Here is a 21,623-nt window from a genome sequence, read left to right as displayed (position 1 = left end):
TGCCGCGAGTCAGCTCTGTAGGTTCTTGCGCCGTGGTGCGATATGCGGAGCCGGGTGCCGGCCCCCGTGGGTGCGGACGGCTGCGGTTGCCGAACCCCTGATCCTTTGCCGCGAGTCAGCTCTGTAGGTTCTTGCGCCGTGGTGCGATATGCGGAGCCGGGTGCCGGCCCCCGTGGGTGCGGACGGCTGCGGTTGCCGAACTCCTGATCCTTTGCCGCGAGTCAGCCCTGTAGGTTCTTGCGCCATGGTGCGATACGCGGAGCCGGGCGCTGTGGAATGGGTGGAGTCGGGCGGGGGGCCGCTGATAGCGGTACCGGAGACCGTCCTGCCGTTCTGGGCGGGTGCCGACGGCGAGGAGACGGCCTCGGACTACGACCGGGCCTGCGAGGTGGACGGGCACCTCGGCCTCCTCCCGGTCGGCGACTGCACCGCGCTGGTCCTGGGCGACGAGCCCGCCGCGACCGCTTATCTACGCGACCACGGCACCTTCGTCCGCTGGTGCGCCGGCGACTCCGAGGACGAACTGCTGGCGAGCGTGCCGTCGGCGATCCACGGGGCGGAGTGGGAGCCGGAGGTGCACTGGGAGGTTCCGGGGCCGGTGCTGCTGTTCGACGCGGCGTGGCCCGGATCCGACCCGTCGGGATCCGACCATGTACGGGTGGCGCTGGAGCCGGGCCGATACGGGGTGCGCGCGGCAAGGGTCCAGCCCGGCCCGGAGACCTGGCTGGGCCTGGTCCAGCTCCGGCTGCTCGCGCGGAGATAGCGCACAGCGCCACTGACGGGGAAAATCGTGTGCGGCTGCCGGCCGGACCGATCACGATGAACTCATGCCACGCCTTCCCCACCCCACCCCTGAGGAACTGCGCCGCGATCCACTGCCCCTGCGCGGCCGAACCGCGCTGGTCACCGGCGCCAGCCGCCGTGGCGGCATCGGGCATGCCGTGGCCCGCCGCCTGGCCGCCTACGGCGCGAGCGTCTATCTGCACCACCATGTCCCGCACGACGCCGGCCAACCCTGGGGCGCCGACCGCCCCGAAGACGTCCTCGCGTCCGTCCGCGACGCAGGCGGCGGTTCCGGCGCCCGGATCGTGGCGGGCCCCGGCGACCTGGCTGACCCGGACGTGCCCGCCGAACTCGTCACACGGGCCGCCGAGGCGCTCGGCGGACGTCTCGACATCCTCGTCGCCAACCACGCGCAGAGCGGGTTCGACGGCTCCCTGGACGAGATCGGCACGGAGATGCTCGACCGGCACTGGGCGATCGACACCCGCGCGGTCCTGCTGCTCGTACAGGCTCATGCCCGGCTGCGGCCACCCGGCCCCGGAGGCCGGGTGGTGATGATGACCTCCGGCCAGGACATCGCGGGCGGCATGCCGGGCGAGATCGCCTACGCCCTCCAGAAAGGCGCCCTCGCTTCGATCACCCGCTCCCTGTCGACCGCGCTCGGCGAGCGGGGCATCACGGTCAACACCGTCAACCCCGGCCCCGTGGACACCGACTACCTGACCGGCGACGACTACGACGCCGTCGCCGCCCGCTTCCCTTCGGGCCGGTGGGGCATGCCCGACGACCCGGCCCGCCTCATCGCCTGGCTCGCGACCGACGAGGCGGGCTGGATCACCGGTGAGGTCATCAACTCGGAGGGCGGATTCCGGCGCTGATCAGAGGGCGGACAACTCGTCCACCAGATCGTCCAGACCCAGCGACCCCTGCGACAGCGCCGCCATGTGCCAGGCCTTCGGGTCGAAGGCGTCGCCGTGCCGCTTGCGGGCGTTCTCCCGGCCCAGCAGCCACGCCCGCTCGCCGAGCTTGTAGCCGATGGCCTGGCCCGGCATGGACAGGTAGCGGGTCAGCTCGCTCTCCACGAAGTCGGCCGGCCGGCTGCTGTGCGCGCCGAAGAACTCCTGCGCCAGCTCGGCCGTCCAGCGCTCTCCGGGGTGGAAGGGCGAGTCGTCCGGGATCGTCAGCTCCAGGTGCATGCCGATGTCGATGATGACGCGCACGGCCCGCATCATCTGCGCGTCCAGGTAGCCGAGCCGGCGCTCCGGGTCGGTCAGGAAGCCCAGTTCGTCCATCAGCCGCTCCGCGTACAGCGCCCAGCCCTCGGCGTTGGCGCTCACCATGCCGACGCTCGCCTGGTAGCGGGAGAGGTTCTCCGCCACGTGCTTCCACTGGGCGAGCTGGAGGTGGTGGCCGGGCACGCCCTCGTGGTACCAGGTCGACACCAGGTCGTAGACCGGGAAGCGCGTCTCGCCCATGGTGGGCAGCCAGGTGCAGCCCGGGCGGGAGAAGTCGTCCGACGGCGGCGTGTAGTAGGGGGCCGCGGCGCTGCCCGGAGGGGCGATGCGCGACTCCACCCGGCGCACCCGCTCGGCCAGGTCGAAATGAGTGCCGTCGAGGGCGTCCATCGCCTCGTCCATGAGGCTCTGCAGCCAGTCGCGGACTTCGCCGACGCCCTCGATGTGCGTGCCCTGCGCGTCGAGGTGGGCCAGCGCCTCCCACGGCGTGCCGGCGCCGGGCAGGATCTTCTCGGCCTCGCTCTTCATCTCGCCGAGCAGACGGTGGTACTCCGACCAGCCGTAGGCGTACGCCTCGTCCAGGTCGAGGTCCGTGCCGTTGAAGTAGCGCACCCAGCGTGCGTACCGCTCCCGGCCCACCACGTCCGGCGCGCCCTCGATCGTCGGCGCGTACACGTCCCGCATCCAGTCGCGCAGCCGGACGACCGCTTCGGTGGCCGAGCGGGCGGCGGCGTCCAGCTCGGACCGCAGGGCCTCGGGCCCGGCGGCCGCGTACTGCTCGAACCAGCCGTGTCCCTCACCGTCCGCGTCGGCCCATTCGCCGAGCTGCTGCACGAACGTGGCCGTGGCGCGGGGGCCGCTGTACAGCTTGCGTTCCAGACCGAGCGCCAGGGACTCCCGGTAGCCCTCCAGCGCGGCCGGGACCCCCCGCAGCCGCTCGGCGATCGCCGTCCAGTCCTGCTCCGTCTGCGCCGGCGTCACGGTGAACACCTGTCGCACCGCATGGGCGATGGAGCTCAGGTTGCTCACGGATCGCAGGCTCTCGTCGGCCTCGTGCACCGCGAGTTCGGCGCCCAGCCGTTCGCGCAGCAGCCGCGCGCACCGGCGCTCGATGTCGCTGTCCGCGCCGGGCAGCCGCTCGGCCTCGTCCAGCCGGGCCAGTGTCCGGCGCGCCAGCTCGGCGAGTGCCTCCTGGCCCGCCGGCGAGGTGTCGGGCAGCCTGCTCGAGCTCTCCTTGTCGCCGAGGAACGTACCGGTGATCGGGTCGAGGGCGACGAGTTCGTCGACGTAGGCGTCGGCGACTTCTCGGGGCAGCTGGCTCTTGATCTCAGACATGCGGCCATCCTCGTACGACGGACCGCGCACGTCATGCGGATTGAGCCGAGGGCGAAGGCGGCAGGAGCGGGCCGCACTCCCACTGCTGGAAGATCAGCCGGGTCTCCACCCGGGCCACCTCCCGCCGCGACGTGAACTCGTCCAGGACCAGCCGCTGCAGATCGGCCATGTCGGCGACCGCGACATGGACCAGATAGTCGTCGGGACCGGTCAGGTGGAACACCGTCCGTGACTCCGGCAGGGCCCGGATCCGCTCCACGAACGGCCCCACCAGCTCCCGGCGGTGCGGCCTGACCTGCACCGACAGCAGGGCCTCCAGCCCTCGCCCGAGCTTGGCCGGATCCAGCTCCAGCCGGTGCCCGAGGATCACGCCCGAGCGGCGCAGGCGCGTCACCCGGTCCAGACAGGTAGACGGGGCCACCCCGACCTGCGCGGCGAGATCCCGGTACGTCGCCCGGGCGTCGTTCTGCAACAGCCGCAGCAGATGGAGATCCACCGGATCCAGTACGACAGATTCAGCCATCGGCCGAACGTAGCACGGGACGCGGCCGCGGCAGCCCGGTCGATGTTCACCCTTGCCCCTCATGGACATGGACACAACGAGCACGCGCGCCCACGACGCCGTACGCACCGCACCGCGAGCCCTCGCCACCGAGGCCGTGCACGCCGGGCGGGACGACCTCGCCCGGCAGGGGCTGCACGCCCCGCCGATCGACCTGTCCACCACCTACCCGTCGTACGACAGCCGTGGCGAGGCGGCCCGCATCGACGCCTTCGCCACCACCGGCGCCGACCCGGACGGTCCGCCCGTCTACGGGCGGCTCGGCAACCCGACCGTCGCCCGCTTCGAAACCGCCCTGGCCCGCCTCGAGGGCACCGAGGCCGCGGTCGCCTTCGCCAGCGGCATGGCCGCGCTCAGCGCCGTCCTGCTCGTCCGCGGCTCCATGGGCCTGCGGCACGTCGTCGCCGTACGCCCCCTCTACGGCTGCAGCGACCACCTGCTGACCGCCGGGCTCCTGGGCACGGAGGTGACCTGGACCGACCCGGCCGGCGTCGCCGACGCCCTGCGCCCGGACACCGGACTGGTCCTGGTCGAGTCCCCGGCCAACCCCACGCTCGCCGAGGTCGACCTGCGGGCCGTGGCACACGCCTGCGGCTCGGTGCCGCTGCTCGTGGACAACACCTTCGCCACGCCGGTCCTCCAGCGCCCCGCCGAGCAGGGTGCCCGGCTGGTCCTGCACAGCGCCACCAAGTACCTCGGCGGTCACGGCGACGTCCTCGCGGGCGTGGTCGCCTGCGACGAGGAGTTCGCGGGCCTGCTGCGCCAGGTGCGGTTCGCCACCGGCGGTGTCCTGCACCCGCTGGCCGGCTACCTGCTGCTGCGCGGCCTGTCCACCCTCCCCGTCCGGGTCCGGGCGGCCTCCGCCACGGCGGCCGAGCTGACCCGCCGCCTCGCCGCCGACCCGCGCATCGCCCGGGTGCACTACCCGCGCATCGGCGGCGCGATGGTCGCCTTCGAGGTGCACGGCGACCCGCACGAGGTGATCGGCGCGGTCCGCCTGATCACCCCGGCGGTGAGCCTCGGCAGCGTCGACAGCCTCATCCAGCACCCGGCCTCCATCAGCCACCGCATCGTGGACGCGGACGACCGCAAGGGGGCCGGCGTGAGCGATCAGCTGCTGCGCATGTCGGTGGGCCTGGAGGACGTGGAGGACCTGTGGTCGGATCTGGACTCAGCGCTGGGGCGACGCCCCGAACGGGGCGCGGGTAACTGCGCAACCAACCACAACGAGCCCGCAGCCGCCCACTGACGCACGCCCCCTACGAGGCGGAGGCGCTCCCAAGCCCCTCCGCGCTCCTCACGACCGCCTCGCCCAGCCGCGCTGTGATGACCAACGTCCCTTCCTCGACCTGATAGTCGAGAGGAAGCCCCAGCCCCCGCATGGCGGCGACCATGCCCGTGTTGGACGCCTGGGTCACGGCGTAGACGCTGGAGCACCTCGCCTCGACGGCCATGGCGACGAGGCGCGACAGCAACTCCGCCCCGACCCCCCGCCGCTGCCACGCGTCCTCGACGAGCAGCGCGACCTCCGTCTCGTCCCCGTCCCACAGGAGGTGACCGAGCCCCACGATCCGCCCGGAGGCCGTCTGCACGGCGAGCGTGCGGCCGTAGCGCGGACTGAGCAGGTGGTTGAGGTACCGGTCGGCGTCACGGACGGGCCCGTGATAGCGCAGCTTCAGCGTGCGCGGCGAGCACCGCTCGTGCATCGCCCGCGCCGCTTCGAGGTCGCGTGTGTCGGCCCGCCGCACGATGATGTCGCTGCCCTCGGCGAGCGTGAACACGTCCCGTCCGTGCGGCAGGCGCGGTCCGAGCCGGGCGTCCAGCTCCACCAGAGCCCTCGCCCGGGCGAACTCGGTCGGTGTGAACGGCAGATACGGCCGTTCCACGATGATCACTCCGCCTTCCGGGGCGCGCAGCCGCATCACCGTGTCGTCGAGGGCCCCCTCGACGGCGAGGCTCTCCGGCGCCCGGCCGTCACCGGCCGGCGCGGGCAGGGACCGGATCGTGCACCGGCCCAGCAACTGACGCAGGGCCAGCGGCAGTTCCGCCGAGTCCAGGGCGGTGCGGGCGGCGAGTCCGAGGACCCGGGTCGGTGCGTCCACCAGGTCGTGGGCGTCGGCCCGCTCGATCCAGGTGTCGGCGCCGCCGGCCGACTCGACGGCCGTGGTGATCGCGGACGCCGGCAGGCCGTCCGGGCCCCGGAGCAGGAACTCGTCGACCGTGCCCTCGGCCAGCGGGTGCGTCTGCAGGCTCAGGATGTCGACGCGCTGCCCGGCCAGGGCGCTGCACAGCGCCGCCAGCGACCCCGGTTCCTCCTGAACCGTGGTCCGCACCCGCCACAGGGTGTTCGCCCCCGGCACCGGCTCCGGTGCCGGGGACTCGGTATCACTCGTGGGCGGCGCGTGTTCCTGGCGTCGTGTTCGCCAGGCGTGGAACGCCGCCGAAACCCGCTGCCACGAGGTGGCGGAGCGGCGGTCGGCTTCAGCGTGCGTCATGTGGGTCACTTCTCGCGTCATGCACCCACTGTGACCGAACGGTGTTGCGTGATCGCGAACGCATTGTGACCGATGGGTAAAGGGCGCAGTCTGCCCCCTTTGTCGATGCTTCAAACGTTGAGTTCCGTACCTACTGGCCGACCAGGCCCGGCTGGAGTGTCTGAGTGAACAGCACGGTGCCGTCCTGCTCTCGCAGACGTACCGTCAGCTCGCCGCTGTGGCCGTCGATGTCGACCTCGCCGAAGAACTGGTAGCCGCCGGCGGGGGAGACGTTGGCGGTGGTCGGCGCCTTCACGAACACACGGTCCGGGCCGAAGGTGCCGTCCAGCGCGTTCGCGGGGAAGGCGCCCGCGTTGAGCGGACCGGAGACGAACTCCCAGAACGGCTCGAAGTCGGTGAAGGCGGCCTTCGACGGCAGGTAGTGCTGCGCCGAGGTGTGGTGCACATCGGCCGTCAGCCACACCGTGCCCGTGATCCGCCGGTGTTTGACGAACCGCAGCAGTTCGGCGATCTGCAGCTCCCGGCCGAGCGGCTTGCCGGGGTCGCCCTGGGCGACGGCCTCGATGTTCGTCCCGTCCGGGACGACGAGGCCGATCGGCATGTCGGAGGCGATCACCTTCCACACCGCCCGGGAGCGGGTCAGCTCGCGCTTGAGCCACTCCAGTTGCTCCCGGCCGAGGATGCCCTGCGGGTCGGTGGTCTGGTCGTCGGGCGAGTTCGCGTTGCGGTGGGTGCGCATGTCCAGGACGAACACGTCCAGCAGCGGCCCGTGGTGCTGCACACGGTAGACCCGCCCGTCGGGACGGCGCAGCGTGGAGATCGGGAAGTACTCGGAGAAGGCCTGGCGGGCACGCGCGGCGAGCACGTCGACGCGCTGCTCGGTGTACCGGGTGTCGGTGAGGATCTCGCCCGGGTACCAGTTGTTGACGACCTCGTGGTCGTCCCACTGGACGACGGACGGGACCCGGGCGTTGAAGGCGCGCAGGTTCTCGTCCAGCAGGTTGTAGCGGAAGTTGCCACGGAACTCCGCGAGGGTCTCGGCGACCTTCGCCTTCTCCTCGGTCGTGACGTTGCGCCAGGTCCGGCCGTCGGGCAGGGTCACGGTCTCGGTGATCGGGCCGTCGGCGTAGATGTTGTCGCCGCTGCAGAGGAAGAAGTCCGGGTCGAGGGCGCCCATCGCGTCGTAGATGCGGTAGCCGCCGACGTCCGGGTTGATGCCCCAGCCCTGTCCGGCCAGGTCGCCGGACCAGACGAACCGCACGCCGTCACGGCGCTTGGCGGATGCCGTGCGGAACGTGCCCGTGACCGGCTCGCCGGTGCGGCGCGGGTCGTCCGGGTCGGCGAGCAGCACGCGGTAGTGGATCTGCTCGCCGGACGGCAGGCCGCGCAGCCGGGTCGTGCCGGTGAAGTCGGTGCCCGGACCCAGCAGCGGCCCGTGCCATCTGCGGGTGTTCCGGAACGACTCGGTCGCCGACGTCTCGACGATCATCCGGGCCGGCCGGTCGGAGCGCACCCAGACCAGCCCGGAGTCGCAGGTCACGTCGCCCGCCTGCACCCCCCACCCCGCCGTCGGGCGCCCGGAGCGCGCGAAAGCGGGCGCCGCGCCGAGAGCGGGGGGCAGAGAGAGGGCCGCCGACGCGGCGAGGGAGCCACGCAGGACGCTGCGGCGTCCGGGCAACGGACGGTGTGACATGGATACGCCTCCGGGGGACGGGATCCGGCCAAGTGTGCAGAGCCACACCTACTGGCACGTCGCGGCGCACACACGAACCCCAAGTGAACAACTGACCGCAGGGTGAGGGAACGCGCGAACCGGCCGCCTCACCCGGTCGCGGCCTGCGCCATCAGCCGCACGCCCTCGGTGATCCTCGCGGACGGCACATGGGCGTAGCCCAGGACCAGCCGAACCTCCCCGGCCGTCTCGGGCCCGGCCGGCGTGTGGGCGTAGGCCGAGAGCGGACGCACCGCCACCCCCGCCTCCGCCATGCGCGCGAGGAACCGCTCCTCGGGCCCACAGCGCTGAGGCAGAGTGACGATCACGTGCAGGCCCGCGGCGATCCCGGACACCTCCGCTCCGGGGAAGCGGGCGTCCAAGGCCGCGACCAGCGCGTCGCGCCGTTCGCGGTAGGCGCGCTGACAGCGGCGCAGCTGACGGTCGTAGTCGCCGCGCTCCAGGAAGCGGGCGAACACGGCTTGGTCGAGAGCCGGGTGGCCGAGATCCATCGTGCGCTTGCGTTCGACGATCTCCTCCGTCCAGGACTCCGGCACCAGCAGCCAGCCCAGCCGCAGGCCCGGCGCGAGGGACTTGCTGACCGAACCCGTGTAGGCCACGTGGTCCGGATCGAGGCCCTGGAGCGCCCCGACGGGGGCACGGTCGTAACGGAAGTCGCCGTCGTAGTCGTCCTCCAGGACGATGCCGTCCACGGACCGCGCCCAGTCCAGCAGTTCGGCGCGCCGCCGGGCCGAACAGGCGATGCCGGTGGGGAACTGGTGGGCCGGGGTCGTCACCACGGCCCGTACGCCGGACGCCCGCAGCGGCTCCAGCGCGACGCCCTCGTCGTCCAACGGCAGTGGCACGGCGGCGACCCCGGCCGAGGCGTACAGCGCGTCGTGCTGGGGACTGCCCGGGTCCTCCACGCCGACGGTGCGCATCCCGCGTGCTTGCAGCGCGAAGCCGAGCAGGGCCGTCGCCTGGGCCACGCCCGAGACGACCACGATCCGCTCGGGGTCTGCCACCACACCCCGTCGCCTGGCGAGCAGTTCGGCCAGCGCGGTACGCAGCCTCGGCAGCCCCCGCGGATCGGGGTAGCCCAGCTCCTGGTGCGGCAGTTCCGCGAGCACAGCGCGCTGCGCCGCGGCCCAGGCCGCGCGCGGGAACAGCGCGAGGTCCGGCGTCCCGGGCACGAAGTCCGCGCGGGCACCGGGCGAGCGCGGCGCGAGATCGTGCGCCCGCGGCCGCGCGGCCCGTACGGCCGCGCCCACCCACGTTCCCGCGCCCCGGCCGCTGCGCAGATACCCCTCGGCCGTCAGCTGCTCGTACGCCTCCGTGACCAGCCCGCGTGACACCCCCAGGTCCGCCGCGAGGTCCCGGCTCGACGGCAGCCGGGTGCCCGGCGCGAGGCGGCCCGAGCGGACCGCCTCGCGCAGTGCCGCCTGCAGGGAACGGCCACGCGTGCGTGCCGGGGCCGAAGCGGCGGGGAGCAGCAGCTCCCAGGCGGCGGACGCCGCACCTCCGCCCGGGTTGCTCCGCGTCGGCCTCATGAGGGGAGACCTTAGAGCCTCCGCAGCCCCCTGAGAGTCTCTGCAGCCCCTTTGCGGGGTCAGCGGCTGCCGTCGAGCACCACCCGGGCCACCAGCGCCGGATCGTCGTTCATCGGGACGTGCCCGCAACCGGGCAGCCGCACCAGCCGGGCCCCGGGTATGACGCCCTTGGCGCGCACGCCCTGGCGGGGGATGAGCAGCCGGTCCCGGTTGCCCCACGCCACGGTGACCGGCGTCCCCACGATGTCGTCGGTGAACTGCACCGTCCGGCCGGAGCGCAGGGTCTCGGAGAACCCCTGGGCGCGGGCCAGGGCGAGTGTCTCGGCGACCACGGCCTCGGGGGAACGGCGGCCCGGGCGGGCGTAGATGGTGCTCGTCAGCAGGGTGCGGCCGAGAGCCGGGCGGGCCAGCCGCTCCACCAGGGGCGGCGGCATCCGCCGGGCGATCTGCCGCATCGCCGTCAGCACGGTGAAGGCGTAGCGGCGCTCGGCCTCGTTCCAGAACCCGGCGGGGGACAGGGCGGTGACCGAGCGGACGAGCTGCGCCCGGGCCAGGTCCAGCGCCAGCAGACCGCCCAGCGAGTTGCCCGCCACGTGCGGCCGGTCGATCTCCAGTGCCCCGAAGAGAGCCGTCAGGACCGTGCTCATCGTGGGCAGGTCGTGCGCCATGCCGTCCGGGAGCGCCGGCGACTCACCGCAGCCCGGCAGGTCCACGGCGATCACGTCGCGTTCGGCCGCCAGCGCCGGGATCACCGGGTCCCACACCTGCCGGTGGTGGCCGATGCCGTGCAGCAGGAGCAGCGGTTCACCGCTGCCCCGGCGTGTGTAGGACAGGGTCACGCTCTGCTCGCCCTGCGCGGAGGCGACTTTGAAGGAGACGGTGGCGGACATGGGGTGCTCCTCGGCTGTACTCGCTGACGGACGCCGTAGACAGCTTGTCAGCAATTGCTACCCGCGGGTAGCCCCATGGGGGCGCCACCTTCATGGCGTCGGCCCGTTCAATGCGACCGTCGCACCTCCAGGTTGAACTCGCCGTGCCCGAACTTCTGGAACAGTCCGACCCACAGGGGCAGCCACATCTCCACGGCGCGGGCCGCCCGGATGCCGCCGAGGTCCAGCACCCGCTCCGCCGGCCAGCCGAACTCCCCGAGCAGCGCCGTCACCTGCTCCCTGGCGCCCGGGTCGTCCCCGCAGACGAAGACGTTGTGCTCGCCCGGCACGCTGCCCGGATCCACCATCACCCGGCAGTTGACCGTGTTGAGCGACTTCACCACGCGCGCGTGCGGAAAGGCCCGCTGGATCTGCTCGCCCACGCTGTCCGACTCGACGGGGGACAGCCGCAGCTCGCCCTCCTCGAAAGCCAGCGGATTGGACACGTCCACGATGACCTTGCCGTCGATGTTCTCCGCGCCTGCCGCCTCCAGTGCGGCCAGTGCCACCCGCCCGCCGACCGCGTTGACCACGACCTCCCCGAACTCCGCCGCCTGCGCGAACGTCCCCGCGCCCGCCCGGGGGCCCGCGGCGGCCGCCCACTGCGCTGCAGCCGTGTTGTCCGGCGTGCGCGAGCCGAGCCGCACCTCGTGCCCCAGCTCCACCAGCCGTCCGCCCAGCGTGCGCCCGACCTGTCCCGTGCCCAGCACCCCGTACCGCATCGCCACCTCCGCAGCCGTACCGCCGATCACCGGTGTCCTGTCGGCCATTCTGTCCGGGACGGGGCGATTCCGCCTGGACAGGGCCGCATCGGTGGGCTGGGATGGAGCCGTGACCACCGAGACCGAGACCGATGTCTTCGAAGCACACCGCCCCGTCCTGCTGGGTGTCGCCTACCGCATGCTGGGGCGCGTGGCCGACGCGGAGGACGTGGTCCAGGAGGCCTGGCTGCGCTGGTCCGGCGGCGACCGCGGCGACGTGCGCGAGCCGCGCGGCTATCTCGTGCGGATCACGACCCGCCTCGCCATCGACCGGCTCCGCCAGATCAAGGCCCGCGGCGAGACGTACGTCGGCCCCTGGCTGCCCGAGCCGTACGTCACCGACTTCGGCGACACCGTGCCGGACACCGCCGAGCGTGCCGTGCTCGCCGACTCCGTGTCCCTTGCCGTGCTGGTCGTGCTGGAGTCGCTGTCACCGCTGGAGCGGGCCGTGTTCGTGCTGCGCGAGGCCTTCGGCTTCCCCTACGCCGACATCGCCGCCATGCTCGACCGCGGCGAACCGGCGGTGCGCCAGCTGGCCGGGCGGGCCCGCAAGCACGTCGAGGAGCGACGCCCGCGCTACGAGGTCGACCCCGCCGAGCGCCGCGACCTCACCGAGCGGTTCCTCGCCGCGGCGGCCGACGGCGACCTCGAAGGCCTGATGGCGCTGCTCGCCCCGGAGGTCCGGCTCGTCGGCGACAGCGGCGGCAAGTCCCGGGCGCCGCTGCGGGTCCTGCAGACCGCCGACAAGGTGGGCCGTTTCCTGGTCGGCGCCGCGCGGAAGAGCCTGCCCGGCCTGTCCGTGCGCTTCCTGGAACTCAACGGCGGCCCGGCCGTGCTGATCCTCTCCGACGGCAGGCCCGACTCCGTCTTCCAGGTCGATGTCGCCGACGGCCGCGTCCAGTCCGTCTACATCATCCGCAACCCCGACAAGTTGCAGTCCCTGGCTGCCTTTTAGGCGCGTCGCCGAGGCCGGTCCACGGCCCGGCATGACAGTCCCGTGAACGTTCCCGGCCATTGGTCTTGACCAAGAATCAGGGCCGCCCTATGGTCGCAGAGAAGTGCAACAACCTTTAATAAACAAGGGCGCTGAAACGCTGCCGACCACGGCGATTGCGGAGGACAGGGTGGGGACCACGCAGCTGGAATCGGTGCAGGAACCGAAGTACTGGCATTTGAAGACCGTGCTCAGTGAGGCGCTCGACTCGGAGTTCTCCGTGGGGGAGATCCTGCCCAACGAGCGCGACCTCGCGGCACGCTTCGGAGTCGCCCGCGCCACGCTCCGCCAGGCCCTGGAGCAACTCGAACTCGAGGGCAGGCTGCAGCGGCGCCGCGGTGTCGGTACGACCGTCGCGCCGCCCCGCATGGGCGTCTCCCTCGGCACCGGCCCGCACACCTGGCCGGGCGGCCCCGAGGACGCCTGGCAGCCCGTCGACTGCACGGCGGCCGTGCCGCCCCCGGCCGTCGCCGACGCACTGGAGACCGGCCGGGACGAGCCCGTGCACATCGTGAGGCGCTCCCGCGTCTCGCACGGCCGGCCGGTGGCCGCGGAGCTGCTGTACATCCCGCAGCCCTCGGTGCCCGAGCTCTCGGGCATCGACGCGCCGTCCGGAGCGGCACGCGCGCGTGCGGTGCTGCGGGAGCTGCAGCGGCTGGAGCTGGAGCGGCAGGAGAACGCGGTGGAGCTCGGCTCCGCCGGGGCCGACGAGGCGAAGGAGCTGGACCGGCTGCCCGGGGCGCCCGTACTGGTGGTGACCACGCGGTTCGTCGCCGGGGGGCGGGTGGCCGCGTTGTCGGTGGCGACGTACCGGGCTGACACGTGCCGCCTGACCTTCGGTGACTCGGGGGATGTGCAGATCCACGCCGGGATGCAGCGGCAGGCTTCCTGACCGTTCCGTACGGGGGCGTGCGGGGCGCGGCGGACCGCGGGTTCGTCGCGGCTTGTCGCGCCCCCGCGGCGGAGCCGATACGACACGGCCGCGCGCCCCCGGGAGGGGGCGGAGCCGCATATCGACACGGCCCCGCGCACCTAGAAGGGGCGTTGCTCCACCGCGAAGAGCTGTTCTTCCACGTGGTCCAGGGCCAGGCGCAGGGCGCCCGTTGCCACTGCCGCGTCTCCCAGGACGGAGAGGGTCACCTCCGGGGGGCGCAGGCAGTAGCGGGCGAGTTCCTCGCGCAGAGGGGTCAGGACGCCGTCCAGGCCCGCCGCCCAGCCGCCGATCACGACCAGCTCCGGGTCCAGGGCGAGGACGAGGGCCGCCACGTCGTGGACGAGGCGCTGGATGAAGCGGTCGACGGCTGCGCGGGCCTGCTGATCGCCCTCGCGGGCCTGCGCGAAGACCGCGGCGACCGCCTGCTCGTCGAGGGGGTGCAGGGGCTCGTCCGTGGTCGACAGGAGCGTCTCGGGCGTCACCCCCCGGCCCAGCAGATGCAGCGCCCCGATCTCACCGGCCGCCCCTCCGTAGCCGCGGTGCAGCCGCCCCCCGATCAGCGAACCGGCGCCCGGGCTGAGCCCCGCCAGCACGAAGACCACGTCGTCCGACTCGGTGGCGGCGCCCTTCCAGTGCTCGGCCACGGCGGCGGCGTTGGCGTCGTTCTCGACCAGGACCGGGCACTTGAACGACCGGCTCAGCCGCTCGCCCAGCCGCAACCCCGTCCACCCCGGCAGCGCCGTGCCCAGCCGCACCGTGCCGTCGGCCTCGACGATCCCGGGCGTCGCCACGCCCACGGCCCGCAACGAGCCGCGGGCGACCCCGGCCCGCCTCAGCAGCTCGGCGACCGCCCCGCGCAGCCGCTCCAGCCGCTCGTCCGCCCCCGCCGTCTCGGGCACGTCCTTCGCCTGGGCGCCGATCACCCGGCCGTCCAGGTCGGACAGCAGCGCCGCCACCCGGTGCGCCCCGATCTCCAGCCCCATCAGATGCCCGGCCTCCGCCCGGAACCGGAACCGCCGCGCCGGACGCCCCTGCCGCCGGGCAGCACCCTCCTCGGCCGCCTTCTCGACGACGAGCCCGGCCTCGATGAGCCCTTCGACGACGCCCTCGACGGTCGGCCTGGACAGCCCCGTCACCCCGGTGATCTCGGTCAGCGTCGCGCAGTCCGTGGCGCGCAGCGCGTGCAGCACCACCGCGGAGTTGATCCTTCGCAGCAGCGAGGGATCCCCGCCGGTCAGCCGCCCCACGTCCGTCCTCCCAGGTCGTGCGCGTGTTGGCCGGATCGTACTTCGGTACGGCACACCCCGGCGAGGGGCAGACACAGCCCCGGCGATCAGCCCGGCGCCACGAACCCGGACTCGTACGCCGCGATCACCGCCTGGGTGCGGTCCCGCGCCCCCAACTTCGCCAGCACCGAGCTGACATGAGACTTCACGGTCTCGGTCCCCACGACCAGTCGGGCGGCGATCTCCGCGTTCGACAGGCCCCGCGCCATCAGCCGCAGCACCTCGGCTTCCCGCTCGGTCAGCTGGGCCCGCTCCAGCACGGCCCGGGCCGCACGGTTCCCGCCGGTGTCGCCGTACTCGGCGGCGAGCTGCCGCACCGAGGCCGGGAACAGCAGCGACTCGCCCTCGGCGATGAGCCGCACCGCGTGCACGATCTCGGCGGGCCGGGCCCGCTTGAGCAGGAACCCGTCGGCGCCCGCCCGCAGCGCCTCGTACACGTACTCGTCGTTCTCGAAGGTCGTCACCACGAGGATCCGGGGCGGCTCGTCGACCGTCCGCAGCAACGCCCGGGTGGCCTCGATGCCGTCCAGCAGCGGCATCCGCACGTCCATGGCGACCACGTCCGGCCGCAGCCGCCGCACGAGCGGGATCACCGCCGCCCCGTCGGCGGCCTCCCCGACGACCTCGATGTCGGGCTGTGCCTCCAGCACGGCCCGCAGACCCGCGCGCACGAGAGGTTCGTCGTCGACGAGGAGAACGGTGACCGGCATCGGGCCAGCGTAGATCACCTCAGGGGCAGTTCCGCATGGACCTGCCAGTCGCCTTCGTCGGGTCCGGTCCGGGCCCGCCCGCCGAGCAGGGCCGCGCGCTCCCGTATCCCCCTCAGGCCACTGCCGCGTCCGGAGCCGACCGTCCCGGCCGGCAGGGGATTGCGCACCGCGAGGACGACGGTGTCGTCGGCGACCTGGACGCGGACGCGCACCGGGACCGCGCCCGCGTGCCGCAGCACATTGGTCAGCGACTCCTGGAGGATTCGGTAGCCCTCCCGGGACACCGGCCCGGGTACCGTCTCCACCGGGCCTGTCACCTCGGCGTCGACCTTCGCCCCCGAGGCGCGGGCCGACTCCAGCAGACGCCCTGCGTCCGCCAGGGTCGGCCTCCCGCTCACCGGATTCCCCGACTCGCGCAGGACGCCGAGCACCCTCTCCAGGTCCTCCAGGGCGGCCCGGCCGGTCTCCTCGATGGCGGCCAGCGCCCGGTCGGTGAAGGCCGGATCGCCCGCCGCCCGGGCGGCGCCCGCCTGCACGACGGCGACCGTGAGCGCGTGCCCGATGGAGTCGTGCAACTCGCGGGCGATCCGCGTGCGCTCCAGCAGCTGGTCCGTTCGCTCCTCCAGCGCGGCCAGCCGCTCGGCGGGGGAGGGGCCGAGCAGGCGCAGGGCGATGCGGGTGATGAGGTGCCCCGAGCCCACCACGACCGCCGCCGCCAGGACCAGGGGAAGGGGCGCGAGCAGGGCGTGCCACCAGTGCCGGCCCTCGACGGGCAGCCAGGCGCCGCCGAGGCGCCCGCCGCCCAGCGCCGTCGACACCAGGTCCATCGTGAGGAGGAGAAGCTGGACGGCGAGATGCGACACCAGGGCGCCGAGGAACAGCCTTGTCTGGAGCCACACCACCATCCGCCCACGGTCGCCCCACGTGGCTGAGGGGGCGACGACGATCTCCGCGCTCCCGGCCGCGTCCCGATGGCCCGTCAGCAGCAGCCTGGCCTGGAACCCCTCCACGACCCGCATGGCGGGGACCAGGCCCGCGAGGCCGAGCAGCAGGGTCGCCGTGCCCACGGTCCACCACGCCTCGTCGATGAACAGCCACAGGGTCGGCCACACGATGGCCATGGAGAGATGAAGCCACCGCGTGTACGTCACCGCCCGGGTGAACGGGCGCAGCATCCGGACCATGGCGTCATCGTGCCAGCAGGCACCGGCGGTGAGCCTCCCCCGCACGGGGGAGACGATCTCCACCACCGGGGGAGGACCGCACCCCGGTCCGGCCCCGACGCTGCTGCCATGACCAGCATCGACGTCCAGGACCTCACCAAGGAGTTCGGCGACCGGCGAGCCGTGGACCGGCTCACCTTCCGCGTGCTGCCCGGCCGCGTCACCGGCTTCCTCGGCCCGAACGGCGCCGGGAAGTCCACCACCATGCGGCTGGTGCTCGGCCTCGACCGGCCGACCACCGGTTCCGCCACGATCGGCGGCCGGCCCTACCCGGCGCTCCGCGATCCCCTGCGCCATGTGGGCGCCCTTCTCGACGCGCAGGCCGCGCACGGCTCCCGCACCGCCCGCGACCATCTCCGCGTTCTGGCGGCGAGCAACCGGATCCCGGACCGGCGGGTCGACGAGGCACTGGAGGAGACGGGCCTGGCGTCGGTGGCCCGGCGCCGGGTACGGACGTACTCGCTGGGCATGCGCCAGCGGCTCGGCATCGCCGCAGCCCTGCTGGGAGATCCCGAGGTCGTCATGCTGGACGAGCCGTCCAACGGCCTCGACCCCGAAGGCATCGTGTGGATCCGGCAGTTGCTGCGCCGCCTCGCGGAAGAGGGCCGCACGGTCCTGGTCTCCAGCCATCTGATGAACGAGACCGCGTCCTTCGCCGACCACCTGGTCGTCCTCGGCCGGGGCCGGCTTCTCGCCGACACCCCGATGCGGGACTTCATCCACGCGCGCGTTCAGCCCCGCGTCCGCATCCGTACGACCGACCCCGGCGCCCTCACATCGGCGCTCGCCCGGCACGGCCACGCCGCCGAGGAACACACGGACGGGCACTGGACCGTGCGCGACGCGCGCGTGGACGACATCGGCCGCATCGCCTCGGCCTCGGGTGCGCCGGTCCTGGAACTGGCCGCCGAGGAGGGCACCTTGGAGCAGGCCTACTTCGACCTCACCCGGGCCGAGACCGAGTTCACCGCACAGCCCCAGGAGGCCTGACCATGGAATTCACGCCCGTACTGCGCTCCGAGTGGCTGAAGGTCCGCACCCTGCGCTCACTCCCGGGAGCACTGCTGGCCCTGCTCGCCGTGACCACGGCGTTCTCCGCGATCGCCGGAGTCCCGGATGCCTCGGACCCCGGGTTCGATCCGCTTTTCACGGCCCTGTCCGGCGTCATACCGGGCCAGATCGCGGCCGTCACCTTCGGGGCCATGGCCGTGTCGTCGGAGTTCCACCAGGGCGCGTTGCGGCTCTCCCTGGCCGCGGTGCCGCGGCGCGGACGGTGGTTCGCGGCCAAGGCGGCCGTCATCGCCCTGCCGGCTCTCCTGGTGGGGCTGGCCACGGCCCTCGCCGCCCTCCTCGTGGGGCGGGCGGCCCTCGGCGCGGCGGCCGACGGGCTGAGTACCGGCGAGCAGGTGCGCGGGGTGGTGGGCTGTGGTGTCTACCTCATGCTGATGGCCCTGTTCGCCGCGGGGACCGCCGCCCTGCTCCGCAGCGGCGTGGCAACCCTCTCCCTGCTGGTGCCGTTCATCCTCGTCGTGTCGTTCGTGATCGGCGACGCGACGGGCACCGCCGCCGACTTTCTGCCCGACAAGGCCGGGCAGGTGGTCCTCAGGGAGACGTACGACGGCACCCTCGGCCCCTGGTCGGGACTCGCGGTGACCGCGCTGTGGACGGCCGCCGCCCTGCTGGCGGGAGCCTGGAGCGTACGGCGCAGGGACGCCTGACGGCGAGCCGGTTGATGCCCCGCCAAGTGTCAGTGGCGGCGGGTTTACTGGAGCCATGAACATCGCACAGCACATCGCCCTCATCGACGAGCTGTGCTACCGCCCCTTTCCGGCGGAGCACGGCCCGTCGGACGTCGGTGTCTCGGGGCCCGGTCATCACCTCGCGGTGTTAGAGGCCGGGGCCGGCGGCGATCCCGGGGCCCGGGCGGTGACGACCGACCAGTTCGAGAAGGACCGGGACGCCGTCTACGAGCTCCTCGCCTCCCGCTGGGGCGACACGGACCCCTACAACCTGCAGACCGTGCTGCTGCGCACCGAGCGGGAGGACATACCCCGGCCGTGGGCCGAGTTGAGCGCGCGGGCCGGCGTGGCCCACCTGTGGGAGGTGGAGGGCACGGGCCGCTGGGTCGCCGTGGCGGTCGCGGACCGGGACGCCTCCCGGGAGGTCCAGCTGCTGGCGCTGGTCACGGAGACGGACCCGCCGTAGCGGATCAGTCCCCGGCGGCTTCCCGCAGCCGCCCGAACTCCTGCGCCATCGTGTCGAGTGTCCAGTGCGCGTTCAGCCCGCTCGGGTTGGGCAGCACCCACACGCGTGTGTCACCGATCGTCCGCGCCTGCGCCCCCACCCGCGCCTTGCGGTCGTCGAACGCGGCGCGGTACGCCGTCACGCCGACCACGGCCAGCCAGCGGGGCCGCAACCGTGCCACCTTCGCCGCGAGCAGCCGCCCGCCCTCCCGGTACTCCTCGGCGCTCAGCTCGTCCGCCCGGGCGGAGGCCCGCGCCACGACGTTGGTGATGCCGAGCCCGTACGACAGCAACTCCTGCTGCTCGGACGGCTTCAGCAGCCGCGGCGTGAACCCGGACCGGTGCAGCACCGGCCAGAAGCGGTTGCCCGGCCGGGCGAAGTGATGGCCCGTCGCGGCGGTCATCAGGCCGGGGTTGATGCCGCAGAAGAGGACATGCAGACCCTCCGCGACCACGTCGGGCACGACGCGGTCGCGGGCGGCCCGAAGCTCCTCGGGCGTGAAACGCGCCATCGCGAGCGGCGCGTCAGAGGATCGCGCCGGGCGTGTAGCCCGCGGCCTCGGGGTGCTGCTTGACGATCTCCTCGACCCGGGCGACGACGGCGGCGACCTGGTCGCCCGCGGCACCGGTGAAGGACAGCTTGTCGGCCATCAGCGCGTCCAGCTGTTCCCGGTCCAGCGGGATGCGCGCGTCGGCGGCCAGCTTGTCGAGCAGCTGGTTGCGCTCGGCGCCCTGCTCGCGCATGGCGAGCGCGGAGGCGACGGCGTTCTCCTTGATCGCCTCGTGCGCGAGCTCCCGGCCGACGCCCGCGCGCACGGCACCCATGAGGACCTTCGTGGTGGCGAGGAACGGCAGGTAGCGGTCCAGCTCCCGGGCGACGACCGCCGGGAACGCGCCGAACTCGTCGAGCACCGTCAGGAACGTCTCCAGCAGACCGTCCAGCGCGAAGAACGCGTCCGGCAGTGCGACGCGGCGCACCACCGAGCAGGACACGTCGCCCTCGTTCCACTGGTCGCCCGCCAGCTCGCCGGTCATCGAGGCGTAACCGCGCAGGATCACCATCAGGCCGTTGACACGCTCGCAGGAGCGGGTGTTCATCTTGTGCGGCATCGCCGAGGAGCCGACCTGGCCGGGCTTGAAGCCCTCGGTGACCAGCTCGTGCCCGGCCATCAGTCGGATCGTCTTGGCCAGCGACGAAGGGGCCGCCGCCAGCTGCACCAGCGCGGTGACGACCTCGTAGTCCAACGAGCGCGGGTAGACCTGGCCGACCGAGGTGAACGCCTGCGAGAAGCCCAGGTGCCCGGCGATCCGCTGCTCCAGGTCCGCCAGCTTCGCGGCGTCCCCGCCCAGCAGGTCCAGCATGTCCTGCGCGGTGCCGACCGGGCCCTTGATGCCGCGCAGCGGGTAGCGGCCCAGCAGCTCCTCGATACGGCTGTGGGCGACGAGCAGCTCGTCGGTGGCGGTGGCGAAGCGCTTGCCGAGGGTGGTGGCCTGGGCGGCCACGTTGTGCGAGCGGCCGGCCATGACCAGCTCGCCGTACTCGCCGGCCAGCTTGCCGAGACGGGCGAGGACGGCGACCGCGCGGTCGCGGACCAGCTCCAGGGAGAGGCGGATCTGGAGCTGCTCGACGTTCTCGGTGAGGTCGCGGGAGGTCATGCCCTTGTGGACGTGCTCGTGCCCGGCGAGGTCGTTGAACTCCTCGATCCGCGCCTTCACGTCGTGTCGCGTGACCTTCTCGCGCTCGGCGATGGAGGCCAGGTCGACGGTGTCGAGGACGCGCTCGTAGTCGGCCAGGGCCGCGTCCGGCACCTCGATGCCGAGGTCCTTCTGGGCCCGGAGCACGGCGAGCCAGAGCTGCCGCTCCAGCCTCACCTTCTGCTCGGGCGACCAGAGCGTGGCGAGCTCGGCGGAGGCGTAGCGTCCGGCGAGGACGTTCGGGATGCGGGGCTTGGCGGGAGCGGAAGTCACGTGTACGGATTCTACTGGCGATTCCTGCAGGCCAGCGCCGCGGGTGTCTTTGTCGGAACCTACGAGAGCGGGCCGGCCGCATCCACCTGCGGCTACGCCAGGTCCTCGTACGGCATCAGCTCCGGCCGCTTGGGGGGCAGTCCGTCGCCCGAGGAGCGGCCCGTCAGGCGGCGGCCTATCCACGGGAGCAGGTGCTGCCGGGCGAATCGCGCGTCCGCGACGCGCCGCATGACCCAGCCCGGCGGCAGCGTCGCCGGCATCGGCGAGTGCCACTCGGCGTCCTCGGGGTCGTAGCCCAGCGTCTGCCACACCGCCTCCGCGACCCGGCGGTGGCCCTCCGCCGTCAGGTGCAGCCGGTCCACGTCCCACATCCGCGGATCGCTCAGGGAGGGCGCGCCGTACAGGTCGACGACGATCGCGCCGTGCCGGGCCGCCAGCTCGTCGACGCAGGCGAACAGCTCTTCCATGCGCGGCCGGAACCGCTCCAGGACCGGGCCCTGCCGTCCCGGGCTGCGCATCAGGACGAGCTGCCGGCACGCGGGGGCCAGCTTCTCCACGGCCTCCTCCAGGAGCCCGCGCACCCGGCCCATGTCGCACTTGGGCCGCAGCGTGTCGTTGAGCCCGCCGACCAGGGTGATCGCATCGGCCCCCATGGCCGCAGCGACGTCGACCTGCTCGTCGACGATCTGCTGGATCAGCTTGCCGCGCACCGCGAGGTTGGCGTACCGGAAGCCGGGCGTCCGGGCCGCCATCCGGGCGGCGAGCAGGTCGGCCCAGCCGCGGTAGGAGCCGTCGGGCATCAGGTCCGACATGCCCTCGGTGAAGGAGTCGCCGACGGCGACCAGGCTGGTGTGGGTGGGGTTCGTCTGCATGGCGACGGAAATGGTATCCCGTGCACATACCC

Annotated in this window: 21 protein-coding genes; 8 read left to right on the top strand and 13 right to left on the bottom strand. The window is 73.1% G+C overall.

The window, feature by feature from the left end; all coding sequences use genetic code 11:
- Positions 1-244: 244 nt before the first annotated feature.
- Both ACZ7EG_RS32740 and ACZ7EG_RS32735 read left to right on the top strand, forming a co-directional pair.
- A complete protein-coding gene (locus ACZ7EG_RS32740) occupies positions 245-763 on the top strand; it encodes an immunity 21 family protein (protein ID WP_471086919.1) in 519 nt (172 codons plus the stop codon).
- Between the two features lie 64 nt (positions 764-827).
- Positions 828-1,661 carry an SDR family oxidoreductase gene (locus ACZ7EG_RS32735; RefSeq protein ID WP_471086916.1) on the top strand — a complete coding sequence of 278 codons (834 nt, stop codon included), beginning with the start codon at positions 828-830 and terminating at the stop codon, positions 1,659-1,661.
- Here the strand turns inward: ACZ7EG_RS32735 and ACZ7EG_RS32730 are convergent, their stop codons facing one another.
- A complete protein-coding gene (locus ACZ7EG_RS32730; protein WP_471086913.1) occupies positions 1,662-3,353 on the bottom strand; it encodes a DUF885 domain-containing protein in 1,692 nt (563 codons plus the stop codon).
- Between the two features lie 31 nt (positions 3,354-3,384).
- Positions 3,385-3,876: an Lrp/AsnC family transcriptional regulator gene (locus ACZ7EG_RS32725; protein ID WP_283970851.1), complete on the bottom strand. Its 492-nt coding sequence runs from the start codon at positions 3,874-3,876 to the stop codon at positions 3,385-3,387.
- A gap of 67 nt (positions 3,877-3,943) precedes the next feature.
- Between ACZ7EG_RS32725 and ACZ7EG_RS32720 the strand changes: the two genes are divergently transcribed.
- Positions 3,944-5,164, top strand: coding sequence for a trans-sulfuration enzyme family protein (locus tag ACZ7EG_RS32720; protein WP_471087183.1), 1,221 nt, complete (start codon positions 3,944-3,946; stop codon positions 5,162-5,164).
- 10 nt (positions 5,165-5,174) lie between these two features.
- Here the strand turns inward: ACZ7EG_RS32720 and ACZ7EG_RS32715 are convergent, their stop codons facing one another.
- The 5 genes from ACZ7EG_RS32715 to ACZ7EG_RS32695 all read right to left on the bottom strand — a co-directional run bounded on the left by ACZ7EG_RS32715 (position 5,175) and on the right by ACZ7EG_RS32695 (position 11,322).
- Positions 5,175-6,410 carry a GNAT family N-acetyltransferase gene (locus tag ACZ7EG_RS32715; protein WP_471086910.1) on the bottom strand — a complete coding sequence of 412 codons (1,236 nt, stop codon included), beginning with the start codon at positions 6,408-6,410 and terminating at the stop codon, positions 5,175-5,177.
- Between the two features lie 130 nt (positions 6,411-6,540).
- Complete coding sequence (locus tag ACZ7EG_RS32710) at positions 6,541-8,103, bottom strand: alkaline phosphatase D family protein (protein ID WP_471086907.1); 1,563 nt, start codon at positions 8,101-8,103, stop codon at positions 6,541-6,543.
- Positions 8,104-8,231: 128 nt separating this feature from the next.
- On the bottom strand, positions 8,232-9,671 hold the full coding sequence (pdxR, locus tag ACZ7EG_RS32705) for a MocR-like pyridoxine biosynthesis transcription factor PdxR (RefSeq protein WP_471086905.1): 1,440 nt from the start codon (positions 9,669-9,671) through the stop codon (positions 8,232-8,234).
- A 59-nt stretch (positions 9,672-9,730) separates the two neighbouring features.
- Positions 9,731-10,561 carry an alpha/beta fold hydrolase gene (locus tag ACZ7EG_RS32700; protein WP_376644725.1) on the bottom strand — a complete coding sequence of 277 codons (831 nt, stop codon included), beginning with the start codon at positions 10,559-10,561 and terminating at the stop codon, positions 9,731-9,733.
- A gap of 107 nt (positions 10,562-10,668) precedes the next feature.
- Complete coding sequence (locus ACZ7EG_RS32695; RefSeq protein ID WP_471087180.1) at positions 10,669-11,322, bottom strand: NADPH-dependent F420 reductase; 654 nt, start codon at positions 11,320-11,322, stop codon at positions 10,669-10,671.
- Between the two features lie 109 nt (positions 11,323-11,431).
- On the opposite strand from ACZ7EG_RS32695, the gene ACZ7EG_RS32690 reads away from it, so the two are divergent.
- Both ACZ7EG_RS32690 and ACZ7EG_RS32685 read left to right on the top strand, forming a co-directional pair.
- Positions 11,432-12,316, top strand: a complete 885-nt coding sequence (locus tag ACZ7EG_RS32690) for an RNA polymerase sigma-70 factor (RefSeq protein ID WP_471086901.1) — start codon at positions 11,432-11,434, stop codon at positions 12,314-12,316.
- Between the two features lie 169 nt (positions 12,317-12,485).
- A complete protein-coding gene (locus ACZ7EG_RS32685) occupies positions 12,486-13,247 on the top strand; it encodes a GntR family transcriptional regulator (protein WP_471086898.1) in 762 nt (253 codons plus the stop codon).
- Between the two features lie 140 nt (positions 13,248-13,387).
- Here the strand turns inward: ACZ7EG_RS32685 and ACZ7EG_RS32680 are convergent, their stop codons facing one another.
- The 3 genes from ACZ7EG_RS32680 to ACZ7EG_RS32670 form a co-directional block, all read right to left on the bottom strand.
- Complete coding sequence (locus ACZ7EG_RS32680; protein WP_471086895.1) at positions 13,388-14,536, bottom strand: ROK family protein; 1,149 nt, start codon at positions 14,534-14,536, stop codon at positions 13,388-13,390.
- A gap of 86 nt (positions 14,537-14,622) precedes the next feature.
- Positions 14,623-15,285, bottom strand: a complete 663-nt coding sequence (locus ACZ7EG_RS32675) for a response regulator (protein ID WP_471086892.1) — start codon at positions 15,283-15,285, stop codon at positions 14,623-14,625.
- 14 nt (positions 15,286-15,299) lie between these two features.
- A complete protein-coding gene (locus ACZ7EG_RS32670) occupies positions 15,300-16,469 on the bottom strand; it encodes a sensor histidine kinase (protein ID WP_471087177.1) in 1,170 nt (389 codons plus the stop codon).
- Between the two features lie 108 nt (positions 16,470-16,577).
- Here ACZ7EG_RS32670 and ACZ7EG_RS32665 point away from each other — a divergent pair, with 108 nt between their 5' ends.
- From ACZ7EG_RS32665 to ACZ7EG_RS32655, 3 genes are read left to right on the top strand one after another with little or no spacing between them, the layout of a single operon-like run.
- On the top strand, positions 16,578-17,498 hold the full coding sequence (locus ACZ7EG_RS32665) for an ABC transporter ATP-binding protein (RefSeq protein ID WP_471086889.1): 921 nt from the start codon (positions 16,578-16,580) through the stop codon (positions 17,496-17,498).
- Between the two features lie 2 nt (positions 17,499-17,500).
- A complete protein-coding gene (locus ACZ7EG_RS32660) occupies positions 17,501-18,226 on the top strand; it encodes an ABC transporter permease (RefSeq protein ID WP_471086886.1) in 726 nt (241 codons plus the stop codon).
- A gap of 55 nt (positions 18,227-18,281) precedes the next feature.
- Positions 18,282-18,713: a hypothetical protein gene (locus ACZ7EG_RS32655; protein ID WP_471086883.1), complete on the top strand. Its 432-nt coding sequence runs from the start codon at positions 18,282-18,284 to the stop codon at positions 18,711-18,713.
- A gap of 4 nt (positions 18,714-18,717) precedes the next feature.
- On the opposite strand, the gene mug is transcribed toward ACZ7EG_RS32655, so the two are convergent.
- The 3 genes from mug to ACZ7EG_RS32640 all read right to left on the bottom strand — a co-directional run bounded on the left by mug (position 18,718) and on the right by ACZ7EG_RS32640 (position 21,591).
- Complete coding sequence (gene mug, locus ACZ7EG_RS32650; RefSeq protein ID WP_471086880.1) at positions 18,718-19,263, bottom strand: G/U mismatch-specific DNA glycosylase; 546 nt, start codon at positions 19,261-19,263, stop codon at positions 18,718-18,720.
- Between the two features lie 13 nt (positions 19,264-19,276).
- The gene (gene purB / locus ACZ7EG_RS32645) at positions 19,277-20,719 is read right to left on the bottom strand and encodes an adenylosuccinate lyase (protein ID WP_471086877.1); all 1,443 of its coding nucleotides are present in this window, start codon (positions 20,717-20,719) and stop codon (positions 19,277-19,279) included.
- A 92-nt stretch (positions 20,720-20,811) separates the two neighbouring features.
- Entirely contained in the window at positions 20,812-21,591 is a 780-nt protein-coding gene (locus ACZ7EG_RS32640) for an SGNH/GDSL hydrolase family protein (protein ID WP_471086874.1), read from the bottom strand.
- Positions 21,592-21,623: the final 32 nt, after the last annotated feature.

Source organism: Streptomyces sp. NPDC037100, from assembly GCF_055606225.1.
Note: the sequence above shows the minus strand (reverse complement) of the source record. Positions and strands in the feature narration are given on the sequence as shown.

Coding starts and splice junctions, on each gene's coding strand:
- ACZ7EG_RS32720 (WP_471087183.1), top strand. CDS start 3,944: ATGGACACAACGAGCACGCGCGCCCACGACGCCGTACGCACCGCACCG.
- ACZ7EG_RS32640 (WP_471086874.1), bottom strand. CDS start 21,591: ATGCAGACGAACCCCACCCACACCAGCCTGGTCGCCGTCGGCGACTCC.
- ACZ7EG_RS32660 (WP_471086886.1), top strand. CDS start 17,501: ATGGAATTCACGCCCGTACTGCGCTCCGAGTGGCTGAAGGTCCGCACC.
- mug (WP_471086880.1), bottom strand. CDS start 19,263: ATGGCGCGTTTCACGCCCGAGGAGCTTCGGGCCGCCCGCGACCGCGTC.
- ACZ7EG_RS32735 (WP_471086916.1), top strand. CDS start 828: ATGCCACGCCTTCCCCACCCCACCCCTGAGGAACTGCGCCGCGATCCA.
- ACZ7EG_RS32730 (WP_471086913.1), bottom strand. CDS start 3,353: ATGTCTGAGATCAAGAGCCAGCTGCCCCGAGAAGTCGCCGACGCCTAC.
- ACZ7EG_RS32740 (WP_471086919.1), top strand. CDS start 245: ATGGTGCGATACGCGGAGCCGGGCGCTGTGGAATGGGTGGAGTCGGGC.
- ACZ7EG_RS32675 (WP_471086892.1), bottom strand. CDS start 15,285: ATGCCGGTCACCGTTCTCCTCGTCGACGACGAACCTCTCGTGCGCGCG.
- ACZ7EG_RS32655 (WP_471086883.1), top strand. CDS start 18,282: ATGAACATCGCACAGCACATCGCCCTCATCGACGAGCTGTGCTACCGC.
- ACZ7EG_RS32695 (WP_471087180.1), bottom strand. CDS start 11,322: ATGCGGTACGGGGTGCTGGGCACGGGACAGGTCGGGCGCACGCTGGGC.
- ACZ7EG_RS32725 (WP_283970851.1), bottom strand. CDS start 3,876: ATGGCTGAATCTGTCGTACTGGATCCGGTGGATCTCCATCTGCTGCGG.
- ACZ7EG_RS32700 (WP_376644725.1), bottom strand. CDS start 10,561: ATGTCCGCCACCGTCTCCTTCAAAGTCGCCTCCGCGCAGGGCGAGCAG.
- ACZ7EG_RS32665 (WP_471086889.1), top strand. CDS start 16,578: ATGACCAGCATCGACGTCCAGGACCTCACCAAGGAGTTCGGCGACCGG.
- pdxR (WP_471086905.1), bottom strand. CDS start 9,671: ATGAGGCCGACGCGGAGCAACCCGGGCGGAGGTGCGGCGTCCGCCGCC.
- ACZ7EG_RS32715 (WP_471086910.1), bottom strand. CDS start 6,410: ATGACGCACGCTGAAGCCGACCGCCGCTCCGCCACCTCGTGGCAGCGG.
- ACZ7EG_RS32670 (WP_471087177.1), bottom strand. CDS start 16,469: ATGGTCCGGATGCTGCGCCCGTTCACCCGGGCGGTGACGTACACGCGG.
- ACZ7EG_RS32710 (WP_471086907.1), bottom strand. CDS start 8,103: ATGTCACACCGTCCGTTGCCCGGACGCCGCAGCGTCCTGCGTGGCTCC.